The sequence below is a fragment of the Mariprofundus ferrinatatus genome (assembly GCF_002795825.1).
Taxonomy (GTDB): domain Bacteria; phylum Pseudomonadota; class Zetaproteobacteria; order Mariprofundales; family Mariprofundaceae; genus Mariprofundus; species Mariprofundus ferrinatatus.
Map to the genome: position 1 here is coordinate 1,846,486 of NZ_CP018800.1, position 12,924 is coordinate 1,859,409.

At 55.1% G+C, this 12,924-nt stretch carries 13 protein-coding genes, 1 tRNA gene and 1 other RNA gene; 2 read left to right on the top strand and 13 right to left on the bottom strand.

Annotation, left to right across the window (positions count from 1 at the left end; genetic code table 11):
- Positions 1-2: 2 nt before the first annotated feature.
- The 11 genes from nuoH to Ga0123462_RS09015 all read right to left on the bottom strand — a co-directional run bounded on the left by nuoH (position 3) and on the right by Ga0123462_RS09015 (position 10,176).
- Positions 3-1,064 carry an NADH-quinone oxidoreductase subunit NuoH gene (nuoH, locus tag Ga0123462_RS08965; protein WP_100265986.1) on the bottom strand — a complete coding sequence of 354 codons (1,062 nt, stop codon included), beginning with the start codon at positions 1,062-1,064 and terminating at the stop codon, positions 3-5.
- Positions 1,061-3,415, bottom strand: a complete 2,355-nt coding sequence (gene nuoG / locus Ga0123462_RS08970) for an NADH-quinone oxidoreductase subunit NuoG (RefSeq protein WP_100265987.1) — start codon at positions 3,413-3,415, stop codon at positions 1,061-1,063. Before nuoG ends, nuoH begins: the two co-directional genes overlap by 4 nt.
- Positions 3,412-4,692 (bottom strand): NADH-quinone oxidoreductase subunit NuoF, encoded by a 1,281-nt coding sequence (gene nuoF / locus Ga0123462_RS08975; RefSeq protein ID WP_100265988.1) that lies wholly within the window; start codon positions 4,690-4,692, stop codon positions 3,412-3,414. The genes nuoG and nuoF overlap by 4 nt, the downstream gene beginning before the upstream one ends.
- Entirely contained in the window at positions 4,689-5,189 is a 501-nt protein-coding gene (locus tag Ga0123462_RS08980) for an NADH-quinone oxidoreductase subunit NuoE family protein (RefSeq protein ID WP_100265989.1), read from the bottom strand. The genes nuoF and Ga0123462_RS08980 overlap by 4 nt, the downstream gene beginning before the upstream one ends.
- Positions 5,186-6,364, bottom strand: coding sequence for an NADH-quinone oxidoreductase subunit D (locus tag Ga0123462_RS08985; protein WP_100265990.1), 1,179 nt, complete (start codon positions 6,362-6,364; stop codon positions 5,186-5,188). Before Ga0123462_RS08985 ends, Ga0123462_RS08980 begins: the two co-directional genes overlap by 4 nt.
- On the bottom strand, positions 6,357-6,974 hold the full coding sequence (locus Ga0123462_RS08990) for a complex I 30 kDa subunit family protein (protein ID WP_100265991.1): 618 nt from the start codon (positions 6,972-6,974) through the stop codon (positions 6,357-6,359). Before Ga0123462_RS08990 ends, Ga0123462_RS08985 begins: the two co-directional genes overlap by 8 nt.
- 6 nt (positions 6,975-6,980) lie before the next feature.
- Positions 6,981-7,457 carry a NuoB/complex I 20 kDa subunit family protein gene (locus Ga0123462_RS08995; RefSeq protein ID WP_100265992.1) on the bottom strand — a complete coding sequence of 159 codons (477 nt, stop codon included), beginning with the start codon at positions 7,455-7,457 and terminating at the stop codon, positions 6,981-6,983.
- Positions 7,448-7,819 carry an NADH-quinone oxidoreductase subunit A gene (gene ndhC / locus Ga0123462_RS09000; protein ID WP_100265993.1) on the bottom strand — a complete coding sequence of 124 codons (372 nt, stop codon included), beginning with the start codon at positions 7,817-7,819 and terminating at the stop codon, positions 7,448-7,450. The genes Ga0123462_RS08995 and ndhC overlap by 10 nt, the downstream gene beginning before the upstream one ends.
- Positions 7,820-8,298: 479 nt before the next feature.
- Positions 8,299-8,650, bottom strand: a transfer-messenger RNA (tmRNA) gene (gene ssrA, locus Ga0123462_RS09005).
- 77 nt (positions 8,651-8,727) lie between these two features.
- Positions 8,728-9,600 (bottom strand): 4-hydroxybenzoate octaprenyltransferase, encoded by an 873-nt coding sequence (locus Ga0123462_RS09010; protein WP_100265994.1) that lies wholly within the window; start codon positions 9,598-9,600, stop codon positions 8,728-8,730.
- A 12-nt stretch (positions 9,601-9,612) separates the two neighbouring features.
- Positions 9,613-10,176, bottom strand: coding sequence for a chorismate--pyruvate lyase family protein (locus Ga0123462_RS09015; RefSeq protein ID WP_100265995.1), 564 nt, complete (start codon positions 10,174-10,176; stop codon positions 9,613-9,615).
- Between the two features lie 35 nt (positions 10,177-10,211).
- Between Ga0123462_RS09015 and Ga0123462_RS09020 the strand changes: the two genes are divergently transcribed.
- Together Ga0123462_RS09020 and Ga0123462_RS09025 are read left to right on the top strand one after the other, a co-directional pair.
- Positions 10,212-11,012: a 16S rRNA (uracil(1498)-N(3))-methyltransferase gene (locus Ga0123462_RS09020; RefSeq protein WP_232726429.1), complete on the top strand. Its 801-nt coding sequence runs from the start codon at positions 10,212-10,214 to the stop codon at positions 11,010-11,012.
- Positions 11,013-11,043: 31 nt separating this feature from the next.
- Positions 11,044-11,119 (top strand) — tRNA-Thr (locus Ga0123462_RS09025).
- A gap of 15 nt (positions 11,120-11,134) precedes the next feature.
- On the opposite strand, the gene Ga0123462_RS09030 is transcribed toward Ga0123462_RS09025, so the two are convergent.
- Positions 11,135-11,713: a peptidylprolyl isomerase gene (locus tag Ga0123462_RS09030; protein ID WP_100265996.1), complete on the bottom strand. Its 579-nt coding sequence runs from the start codon at positions 11,711-11,713 to the stop codon at positions 11,135-11,137.
- Between the two features lie 445 nt (positions 11,714-12,158).
- Positions 12,159-12,830, bottom strand: coding sequence for a uracil-DNA glycosylase (locus tag Ga0123462_RS09040; RefSeq protein WP_232726430.1), 672 nt, complete (start codon positions 12,828-12,830; stop codon positions 12,159-12,161).
- Positions 12,831-12,924: the final 94 nt, after the last annotated feature.

A 12,924-nucleotide genomic window follows, 5' to 3' on the forward strand; every position in this document is an offset into this window, starting at 1 on the left:
CGTCACCTCCACGCCAGCCAGAAGTCGATAATGGAGTCCAGTCCCGGGGTGTAGATGAACATTCCGACAACAAAGATCCAGCCCAGGGTCCACGGCAGGAAGATCTTCCATCCCAGGCGCATCATCTGGTCATAGCGGTAACGTGGGAACGTGGCGCGGAACCAGATGAACACAAAGATAAGGAATGCCGACTTGCCCAGCAGCCACACTGTCCCGGGGATAAAATCAAGGGCCGGAATCGGCGCATACCAGCCGCCAAGGAACAGAATCGATGTCATCAGGCTGATCAGGATCATCGCGCCATACTCAGCCAGCGAGAAGGTCGCGAACCACATGCCTGAATACTCGGTGTGATAACCGGCAACCAGCTCTTCTGTTTCGGTCAGATCGAACGGCGTACGCCCTACTTCTGCACAGCCTGAGATAAAATAGACCAGCAGCATCGGGAAGAGCGGGATCATATACCAGTGCAGGATTCCACCGGCCTGTGCATGTACGATCTCGGAAAGATTCAGGGAGCCGGCCAGCATCATCACGGTCACCAGACCAAAGCCCATGGATATCTCATAGGAGATCATCTGGCAGGTAGAACGGATCGAGCCGACGATCGGATACTTGGAGTTGGAGGCCCAGCCCGCCATCAACACACCGTAGATGGAGAGTGAAGAGATCGCCATCACATAGAGAAGCCCCATGTTCAGGTTGGCGATTGCCATCACACGCGGGGTTTCCCAGATACCGAACAGTGAGGTCTCTCCGAACGGAACCACGGCAAAGGCAATAAGTGCCGGCACCAGTGACAGAATCGGCGCGGCGACAAACAGCAACTTGTTGGCACGAGCCGGAATAATGGTCTCTTTCAGGAACAGCTTGAGGCCGTCGGCGAGTGGCTGCAGCAGGCCGGCAGGGCCTACGCGGTTACAGCCCTTACGAATCTGTACCCAACCGATGATTCGACGCTCAAAATAGGTGATATAGGCAACTGAAAGAGCGACCGGCACTGCAATCGCCAGGATCTCCAGCGCCCAGATACCTGCCTGAATGGCCATATCAGCAATTGTCATACAGCACCCCCAGCAATCGAGGCCGCCGTCACATCAGACAGATCTCCGGCCACGCCACGTTTGGCAACAAACAGAACGCCCGGTGCCACATCCTCGCGCACTCCGACATTCAACAGCTGCTCACCAAGGAAGGTTTTAACCTTCAGCGAACCGGCAGCAAGCCCTTTGGCCGCCAGTGTCTCCGGGTGCACCAGCACATCGTCCAGAGCATTGATACGACCTGCTTCGGAGAGAAGAGCCGAAGCCCTCGCCCACATGCCTTCGCGGTACATTGAGTAGCGACTGACCACATCAAGTTCGAAACTATCCCTTCTTTCAGCAGGCGTTGCTGTGGCGTCCTTGTTGCGCGCAGGCGCTATGAAGACCTCAGACCCGCCTTCACACCATGCATCGGAGAGGCCGGACATGCGGCTGCAAACGGCCTGTCGCAGTTCATCCAGACTAACCACTGGAACTTCACCACCCATCACCTGAATCAGGCGCATCATCACCTTCCAGAGCGGACGCTCCTGACCGAGTGACTTGAGCGGATTGCTGGCCACTCTAACGCGCCCTTCCATATTGACGAAGGTACCCTCGATCTCTGAATAGGCCGCAGCCGGAAGCTGTACCGCGGCATACTCACCCATCTCGCCGGAGATCGAACCGATCTGAACCAGCGGAACCTTCTTCAATGCAGCCTTGGCAGCGGTTGGGAACAGTCCATCGCCGACCGGGTCGTTGCCAATCAGAACCAGCGCATCAAGCTCACCGGCAGATGCGGCTGCAAAAATCTCACCTGCACTGCTACGCGCATCGGCAAATACGTTAGAGAGAACCTGGGCGTTAACCCCTTCAGGAATCAGGTTGCGGCCATCGTTGCCGGCTTCGGCATGACCACAGGCACGCATCAGAAGATCAAGCCCGTGAATCAGCGCTGCCGCATCTTCATGTGAACGAATCTCTTCACCCACAAGCAGCGCACAGCTCTCACCCATCAATGCATCGGCTAGCACCTTGCCTGCTTCATGGCGCTCGGAAACAGCACCCACCCAGGCATCAAAACCGGCGGCGGTTTTACCCAGCTCGGAGACCTGCTCCATGGCACGTGCAATCACAGCAGGCCAGTCGCGTGGACGGATCAATGCATCGCTGCTGATCTTCATATCGGCACGGTAGTTCATGGCGCCAATGCGTGACACAGGCTTGCCGGCACGACTACGCTTGCGCAGACGCTGCATCAGCAGAGGCAGACGCTGGCGCAGGTCGGAACCGAGGATCACGACCTGATCTGCATCTTCGATCTGAGCGGTGGTCATCGCCAGCCCCTCTTCAAAGGCAAACGGACGCAGGTCACGGCGATGCAGGTCAAAAGAGACCTTGGCATCCGGGAACAGGGAATCACGCATCAGGCGGATTGCCACCAGCCCCTCAACACTCCACTGCGATGAGAAAACAACACCCACCCTTTTATCTTTCAGGAGATCAATAGTCCGGTCAAAAGCGTCGCCCCAGTCGGCCGACTGCAGCTCACCATCAATGCGAACCTTCGGTTCAAGGATACGGTTGTCGGAGCGGAAGGCATCATAAACGTAGCGGCCACGGTCACAGATCCATGGCTCAGGGCTGCCATCCACCGGACGAATTCGGATCACTTCGTCACCGCGCGACTCAATGGAGATATCACAGCCATTCGGACACTGGGTACATGTGCTGCCGTGACGGGTCATCTCCCATGGGCGGGAGACATCGTGAGACGGTTTATCAAGCAGCGCACCAACCGGACAGATATCGGGAAGATTGCCCGAGAGCTCGGATGAGAGCGCCTCTTCGACAATACCATTAATGGTCATGTGGTCGGAGCGATTCAGGATTCCGATGTCGCCAGTACCAGCCACCTCGTCAGCAAAACGGACACAACGGGTACAGTGAATGCAACGGGTCATGCAGGTATTCACGAACGGGCCCAGGTTGTAGTTTACAACCGCACGCTTGGGCTCCACATAACGCCCTTTTGAGGCGCCATGTTCAACTGCATAATCCTGCAGCTTGCAGCTGCCACCCTGGTCACAGACAGGGCAATCAAGCGGATGATGAATCAGGAGATACTCCATGATCATCTCGCGATCCTTGGCCAGCGTCTCAGTCTGGGTTTTAACCTTCATACCCTCGGAAACAGGTGTGCAACAGGACGCAGCAGGCTTACCCCAACCCTCAACCTCGACAAGGCACATACGGCAGTTGGCTGCCACGGATAGCTCGGGGTGGTAACAGAAATAGGGAACATCAACGCCATTCTGACGGCATGCCTCCAGAATACTGGTTCCCGGTGTTACTTCGACTTCATTCTCATTAATAAATAGCGAGGTCATTCTGCACTCTCCGCCAGTCGGCCTTTGACATCTTCGGGGAAGAACTTAAGCAGGGAGAGCACCGGCGCCGCAGCACCCTCAGCCAGCGCACAGATCGTGCGGCCCGCCATATGCTCAGAGGCCTCCTTGAGAACCTTCACATCATCTCCCCGACCCTTGCCGTGCTCAACACGCTTCATCACACGCTCGAGCCAGCCGGTACCTTCACGGCACGGCGTACACTGTCCGCACGACTCATGGGCGTAGAAGTGAGCAAGTCTGCGTGTCACGGCCACGAGATCAGCCGTCTCATCCATGACAATAATAGCGCCAGAACCCAGGAAAGAGCCCGCCTTCATCAGATCATCATAGGTCAACGGGGTATCATAGTGCTCGGCAGTCAGCCAGGGCGTAGATGAGCCACCTGGAATAATCACCTTAGGTACGGTGCCGTGCTGCAGGCCGCCGCAGTAATCTTCAATCAGTGTTTTCAGGGATGTACCCATCGGCACTTCATAGTTGCCCGGCTTATTAACATGCCCGGAAACCGAAAAAATCTTGCAGCCGGTATTGTTAGGAATACCGATCGAAGCGTGCCATTCACCGCCGAACTTAAGGATCGCCGGAACCGTGGCCAGCGTCTCAACATTGTTCACCACGGTGGGACAGCGGTAGAAACCCTCAACAGCGGGAAACGGCGGCTTAAAGCGCGGACGGCCCGGCTTGCCTTCGAGTGATTCAATAAGCGCAGTCTCTTCACCGCAGACATAGGCGCCCGCACCGCGATGTACGGTAAGATTCATCGAATAATCGGTTCCGAGAATATTCTCGCCCAGCAGGTTGGCATCATACGCCTCTTTGATCGCTGCATTCAGCACATTCGCCTCATGCAGAAACTCTCCACGGATATAGATGTAGGCATCTCGCACACCAAGCGCGAAACCGGCCATGATCATACCCTCGATCAGCAGATGCGGATCAAAGCGCATAATGTCGCGATCCTTGAAGGTGCCGGGCTCGCCCTCATCCGCATTACAGAGCAGATAGGTTGGCTTGCCGGTGTTGCGCGGCACAAAAGACCACTTCAGCCCAGTCGGGAAACCTGCACCGCCACGACCACGGATACCGGAGGTTTTTACTTCATTGATAATCTTCGCCGAATCGAACTCTTTGAGCACAGTAGGCAGAAACTCATAAGCGCCATTTTCACGCGCCACTGAAAGCTTGTGCTGATCAGGAATATTGATGCGGTCAAAACAGATCTGGGTGACCTGCTTAGGATCGGAGGAGATAGTCATGCCTCACCCCCTTCCGCACGGCACTTGCTGATCAGCTCATCCATTGTTTCAGGCGTCGCCTTCTCGTGATAGATGTTATTAACCTGCACCACCGGGGCGCCACCGCAGGCACCGGCACACTCCACTTCAGCAATGGTAAACATGCCGTCAGGGGTGGTCTCACCCAGTTTGATGCCCAGCGAATCGCACATGTGGTCAACCAGCTCGTAGGCCCCATTGAGCATGCAGCCCGCATTGGTACAAACCTCAAGCAGATATTTCCCTGAAGGCTGCTCCTTGAACATGGTGTAGAAAGTCACCACCTCGCGCACACGCATCAGATGAATACCCAGCAGATCGGCAATCATCTCCTGCGCCGGCATGGAGATATAACCGAAATCTTCCTGTGCCATATAGAGCACGGGCATCAGGGCAGACTGCGGGCCCGGGTAACGCTTTACCAGCTCTGCAATTTCAGCCAGGCGCTCGTCACTGAAGCGAACCGTATCCGCACTCATCGGTCGACCTCCCCAAATACAATATCCTGCGTACCGAGAATCGCCACAACATCAGCAATCATGTGGCCACGGCACATATAATCGAGCGCTTCGATATGGGCAAAGCCCGGCGCACGAACCTTCATCCGGTATGGCTTATTGGAACCATCAGACACGATATAAACGCCAAACTCACCTTTTGGATGCTCTACCGCCTGATAAACGTCTCCGGCAGGCACATGGAAACCTTCCTGGAAATATTTGAAATGGTGAATCAGCGCTTCCATGTCACCCTTCATCTCTGCGCGCTTCGGATTAGTCAGCTTGTAATCTTCAATTTTTACAGGGCCAGGGTTGTTTTCAAGCCACTCGATGCACTGAACGATGATACGATTGGCCTCGCGCATCTCCTCAACGCGCACCAGATAGCGGTCATAGCAATCGCCGGTCGCACCGACCGGAATATCGAAATCAACCTTATCATAGGCATCATAAGGCTGCGTCTTGCGCAGGTCCCACTCAATACCCGAACCGCGAATCATCGGGCCAGAGAAACCCCAATCAAGCGCCGCCTGCTTATCAACAATGGCAATATCCACGTTGCGCTGCTTCCAGATACGGTTCTCGGTCAGCAGCGTCTCATACTCATCAACATAGGTCGGAAAACGCTCGGTGAACGCCTTGATCTTGCCCAGCAGACCATCCGGCAACTCCTTGGAAACGCCACCCGGACGGAAATAGGCCGCATGCATGCGCGCCCCGCTCACCTCTTCGTAGAAATCGAAGATATCCTCGCGCTCACGGAAGCAGTAGAGGAACACGGTCATCGCACCGATATCGAGAGCCACCGCACCAAGCCAGAGGCAGTGGTTGAGAATACGGGTAAGCTCGGCATACATGGTACGGATATACTGGGCACGCTCCGGCGCCTCGACGCCGAGCATCTTCTCAACAGCCAGCGCATAAGCATGCTCATTGGCCATCATTGAGACATAGTCGAAACGGTCAAAATAGGGGACGTTCTGCAGGTAGGTTTTATATTCAAAAAGCTTCTCGGTACCACGGTGCAGCAGGCCGATATGCGGATCAGCCTTCTCAACCACCTCACCGTCCAGCTCAAGCACAAGGCGCAATACACCATGCGCGGCCGGATGCTGGGGACCGAAGTTAAGGGTATAGTTTTTAATCTCAGCCACGATCCACCCCCGGCCAGGTTCGCTCTACAAGCACGCGCTCAGTCAACTGGTTCGGACGATAAACACAGCGCCACTGCGCCTCATCGAAGAACATCTCCACACGCCCGGTAAGCGGGAAATCCTTGCGCAGCGGATAGCCCTCGAAACCATAATCGGTCAGCAGGCGGCGCAGGTCCGGATGATGGTTGAAGATAATGCCATACATATCGAAGGCTTCGCGCTCAAACCAGTTGGCAGTCGGCCAGACCTCGGTCACAGAGTCGACCAGATCACGCTCGTTCGCACCAACCTTCAGGCGAAGCCGCCTGTTCTTGGAGACAGAGAGCAGATTGTAGACAACCTCAAAACGCGGACTGGCATCGCTCCACCCCGGCAGCGCGCTGTTATCAACACCACAGAGATCCATGATCTGCTCAAAGCCGAGCGTGTTTTTCAGATAGTGACAGGCTTCAGCAATACATTCGCGCGCCAGAACCACGACTTCACAATCCAGACCGGCAGAAACACTCAACACCTGATCGCCAAACTTCTCACGCAGAGACTTCTCTTCTGGCGAGGCTTCAGTGGCTGCAGCCACTCCTATATCATCCTGCAACTTTTCTTCAGTCATCTTAACCTACCGGGCAATCGTGTTGGTACGTTTGATTTTTTCCTGCAGCTGGATAAAGCCGTATAACAGAGCCTCAGCTGTCGGAGGGCAGCCGGGCACATAAATATCCACCGGCACTATACGGTCACAACCACGCGTCACCGAATAGGAGTAGTGATAGTAACCACCACCATTGGCACAACTCCCCATGGAGATCACCCAGCGCGGCTCGGACATCTGGTCGTACACCTTACGCAGCGCAGGCGCCATCTTGTTGCAGAGCGTACCAGCCACCACCATTACGTCGGACTGACGCGGACTTGGGCGGAAAACGATTCCGAAGCGGTCGAGGTCGTAACGGGAGGCTCCGGCATGCATCATCTCAACCGCACAGCAGGCCAGACCAAAAGTCATCGGCCAGAGTGAGCCACAACGGGCACCGTTAATGAGTTTATCAGCAGTCGTGGTGATAAACCCCTTCTCAAGAATGCCTTCTATTCCCATTGCAAGGCTCCTTTCTTCCACGCATAAATGTATCCGACCAGCAGCACCAGCAGGAACAGCACCATCTCAACAAATCCGAAAAGACCGATCTGATCAAGCACAACCGCCCAAGGAAACAGGAAGGCGCTTTCAAGGTCGAAGACAACAAACAGGATCGCCAGAAGGTAGAAGCGGACATCAAACTGAAGACGGGCATCCTCGAAGGCCTCGAAGCCGCACTCATAGGCAGAAAGCTTTTCAGCATCAGGCTTCTGCTCTGCCAGAAAAAGGGTAAGAACAAGCGGAGCCGCACCCATAGCTATGGCGATAATAATAAAGATAAAGATTGGTGCGTATTCGTTCGCGAGATAAGCCGCGCCCATGGAACCCCCTCCTCTCTAAACTGAAACCCCTGCATTTACCCTCAAAAGCAGGGTGTGCTTGCTACCACCGGAGACCCATCCGGTCAAGTTTATTAACGCCTCTTAACCTTATGAAAGCTAAGGGGAAATATGGATACATAAACATTAAATACGGCCGCAACATGCAAAAATATCCAAAGATTTTGAGGGTTTATTTGCCACGACAGAAACCGGGCTGTATTACAGAAGGGGCCCCTCAATAAGGCATTGCAGAGAAAGTAATAGCTAACCATCTCAGCCATCCTGCCCTCGCCCCTCATGAGGGCAATAAAACCACATCGGGCCGACTTTACGGTCACGGTGATCGGCGATCCTGTCCTCTCCGCCGGACATCATCCAATTCGGCAGGATAGCCGAATGATCGAACCGGACTTGGCACACTCCCCTTCCGGATATCTCCGCCAAAACAAAAAAACCGCCTTGCGGCGGTCCTTCTGTTTTGGTGGAGGCGGCGGGACTCGAACCCGCGTCCGAAAACCATCAGCCAATGGCACTACATGTTTAGTCCGTCCAGACAGCACCCCCAGGAAACCGAACGGACAAAGTGCCCAAGGGGTCGATTCGTAACTGTTTAACCCTACAGACCACGAGTCTCCAGCCTGTAGTGGCGATCCCATCTAAATGGCCCCGGACTCCCAATGGATGGGCACCTCAGGAACGGGGTAACTTACGCAGCGTAAGCTAGTTCTACGTCGTCGTTTGCAATTATAACAAACTGCCAGTTTTTTACGGGACCAACAACCCGACATGCGCCACAGGGTTCAGCATCTTCGTCGAAGCCAAATCGCCCCCGTGAACGGCACATGCTAATGTATAGGAAGACCAAACCACAAGCCGCCGATTTGATTCACGATGAACCGGGAGGTGGGCTAGCCGAACAGCCCCTGCTGAATCAGGCCGAATGCAAACAGCGCCCCGACCCAGTGCGAGTTGAGGAAAAACGGGAAGCCCCATGGTTCCCCTTCGCGCATCAGACGGGCGCAGAGCATCACCTGCAATACCATGGCGGCACCCCAGCCGGCCGCCACCCAGAAGCCATCGACGAGCGATGCTGCCATCACCAGCAGTAACATGGTCGCCATCCCCAGCAGAACGACTGCGACTACCGCACGCTCGCCAAACCATATCGCCGTCGATTTTACGCCGATCTTCACATCGTCAGCACGATCCCCCATGGCATAAGCCGTATCATAGGAGAGCGACCAGCAAACATTGGCGAAAAAGAGTAGCCAGGGAACCGGCGAATCGAAGACGCTACCGGTCTCGGACGCCCAGGCCATCACAGCACCCCAGCCGAAAGCCATACCGAGCCACGCCTGCGGAAAATGGGTGTAACGCTTAAGAAAAGGATACAGCCCGGCCAGGACGGCACCGACCACCGACAACGCGATCACATAGGGAGAGGTCAGAGAGACCAGCAACAGGGCTGTCAGCATCATCAGGATAAAGCCCGCCAGTGCCGCTCCCGGCGCAATGTTGCCGGCCGCAACCGGTCGCTGTTTAGTGCGTTCGACATGCGGATCAAACTCGCGATCGGCAAAATCGTTGATCACGCAACCGGCCGAACGCATCAGGAATACACCGGCCACAAAGATGAAAAGATTCTTAAAGGATGGCAGCTCCTGCGCACCGGCAAACAGCCCCCACATCGTCGGCCAGAGCAGCAGCCAGTACCCGACAGGACGATCGATACGAAGAAGCCTGTACCAGTCAGAGATGGAGCCAACAGGTAAAAACTGCAACAGCTCAGGGCCTCAAGTGGTGTACCGGCGTGAGGTAGACTCAAGCCTCTTCCACATCTCGGGGTGGAACACCTCAACAACCAGTGCCCGGGTACCCGATGGCGAACGCAGAACCGAGCGGCGAGCCCAGCGACCATGATTATTTCCCTCGCACTCAATCTGAGTCACACTGAGATCGGAGCGAGAAAGCGACAGTCCGCGATCAAGAAGCAGGTTGCCAAGCGGTCTCTTCCCCTCCTCCAGATCGCACATCAGATCGGCAGGCAGATATTCAAGCGGCAGCACAGATTCGGCATCAAACAGCACCGAGCCCCGATGCATCAGTGACACCTGGCGCCGCAGCGATGTGGCGTTATTGCTGCAACCCAGCAGCTCGGCCTCTTCTGGCTGAGCTATATCCACAAACTGATCATGCAGGCGCACTTCCAGCCTGATTCCGTAGTGACGCTCAAGAAACCGTGTCAGCGATCCGGCCACTGTCAGTACGGCAGCAACGTCGCGACTCACACCCGCCTCTTCTGCTTTCCAGTAACGGACCGGCTGCCAGTTTTGTATTTGAAGGGACCCGAAGAACATCTCCACATCCTGTTGCAAGCAGCGCCCGGGTCAAGATGAATCACACAACATTGCCGCTTGTTTTCGGCTTGCGCTTCAACTCCAAATCGGGCCCAATTCCAGCCATGACATGCCGCCTTTATATCGACTGCGATCTTGCTCCCGGCAGCAGCGTTGAGCTGCCTGCCGATCAGAGCCACTACCTGCACACTGTGATGCGCCTGGGCGCCGGTGATTGCGTGATTCTTTTCAACGGCCGAGCAGGCGAATATTCAGGCACGATCAAAACCCTCTCCAAACAGAGGGCGACCATTCACCTGCAATCATTTTCCGATATCGATCGCGAAATGCCCTGTCGCGTGCATATCGTGCAGGCCGCCTGTCGCAGTGAAAAAATTGACTCGATCCTTCAAAAAGGGACAGAACTGGGGGCGGCGAGCTTTCATATTGTGCGAAGCGAGCGCTCGTCCCTGAAACTGGAAGGAGGACGGCTGAACAAGCGCCTGGAGCGCTGGCAGAAAATTATTTCAGAAGCCGCAGAGCAGAGCGAACGTACCGCCATGCCGGAGATCAACTGGCTCGACAAACTCACCGACAGTCCCGCAACAGGCCTCTGTTACGCCCTACATCCGGAAACCGACACCCACTGGTCTGCCGAAAAAGAGAACATCATCGCTGCAAAAGATATCACACTGGCGATTGGCCCCGAAGGAGGCTGGAGCCCGCGTGACATAGAGCTCCTTGCTTCCCTTGGCTTTAAAAGCCTGACCTTCGGCCCTCGCATTATGCGCACCGAAACAGCAGCCCCTGCCCTGCTGGCTGCGATTCAGTCGCTTATCGACAGCCAAGCCATTTAACGGGTAAAATAGGCAGCCGCAAATCAGGCCGGCCGATGTAGCTCAGTTGGTAGAGCAGCTCACTCGTAATGAGCAGGTCAGCGGTTCAAATCCGCTCATCGGCTCCATCTTGCAATAGTACGTTATCGGACAGTAACACCCTTGATCACGACGGGAACGACGGGCACATCATCGTATTGCCTTACGGATGTGGTCTGTACCATGGAGATTTCGTCAACCACATCCATGCCTTTGGTCACCTTGCCGAACACGGCATACCCCCAACCATTCATGTTGCGGGATCTAAAATCGAGAAAGCCGTTATCCTTCAGGTTGATGAAGAACTGCGAGGTGGCCGAATGCGGGTCGCCGGTGCGCGCCATAGCCAGGGTGCCGCGAAGGTTTTTCAGGCCGTTATCGGCTTCGTTCCTGATCGGGGAAGCAGTTGGCCGCTCTCTGAAGTCCGCCTCAAAACCACCGCCCTGAATCATGAAGCCCGGAATTACCCTGTGGAAAACGGTACCGTCATATGCGGCGGCAAGCGCATACCTGAGAAAATTATTCACGGTTTCAGGCGCCCTGTCGGCGTACAGCTCAATTTCAATACTGCCCTTCGTTGTCTGAATCTCGACATGGCGACGGGCATCCTCGGCACTGGCCATACCTACAGCAGATGCAAATATCATTGCGAATACAAGACTCTTCATTAACAGCTTCATCATCAGATACCCCCAAACAACTGCAGCAGCAAAAAAGCGCTACCACTTCCAGACAATACAGGAGCACAACCCTGATTCATCCATGCGATACTCTGCAACCCTAAACTCTTTCCATAGTAGTGATCCGGATCACATCCCCACCGGCTTTTCCGCAGAGGGTGCCGCCCCCACTGTTTAAAGGAGTAGAATATGATCAAGTTCGATATCGCATACACTGCGCTGACTCTGGCCTGTTTTTTCGTAGCCGCTTCCATCTAGGGCTGCCCTGGCAGACACCTTTTGTGTGACATAAAACACAGTCACAGCTTCGAATCGACAGATACTTCTCCGCATCAACACTCTGGGAGGGGTTAGCATGTTAGAATTCGATATTACCATTTCACTGATTACACTGACCGGCTTTTATGTCGGCACTGTCCTGATCTAAAGCCGCAAACCTGTAACTGATTCAGCCTCTTATTTCACGGTGGCGGGAGAGAAGGGCCTGCAGGTCCTGCCAGCTCTTCTGTTTCTGCTGCGGAGAACGCAGCAGGTAAGCGGGATGGTAGGTCACCCAGGCCGGGATACCCTGATAGTCGTGCCAGCGGCCACGCAGCGAACCGAGCGGCGAATCGGTCTCCAGCACCGTCTGTGCAGCTACGCGACCGAGAAGGCAGATCAGTTTCGGCTGCAGCAGCTCAAGCTGCTGCTCGAACCAGAGGTTGCAGGCCTGCACCTCATCGACACGGGGATCGCGATTATTCGGCGGCCTGCATTTGATCGTATTCATGATATAGACCTGTTCACGATCCATGCCGATCGCAGTCAGCATACGATCAAGCAACTGTCCGGCACGACCTACAAACGGCTCGCCTTTGATATCCTCATCACGACCGGGCGCCTCGCCGATAAACACGATATCAGCCTGCGGATTACCCACCCCGAACACCACATTCGTTCGCGTATCGGCCAAACTGCAGAGGCGGCATGTTGAGGCCTGCCTTGCCAGATCTTCGAGCGATCCGGAAGCAGCTTCTACCACGGGAATATCGACAGAGGCGATTGCAGGAGCCGCGACAGAAACTTCCCCTTCCGCAACAGGGACGGTTCCCTTCTCTGCAGCAGCGGCAGGTTCAGCCACAATCCTCTCTTCTGAAGTAAAAAGGGAAACCGGTGTCTGCACACCGATTTCCCTTAAATACGTTTTTAGAAACAGCTCATTATCGGCCAAGGCC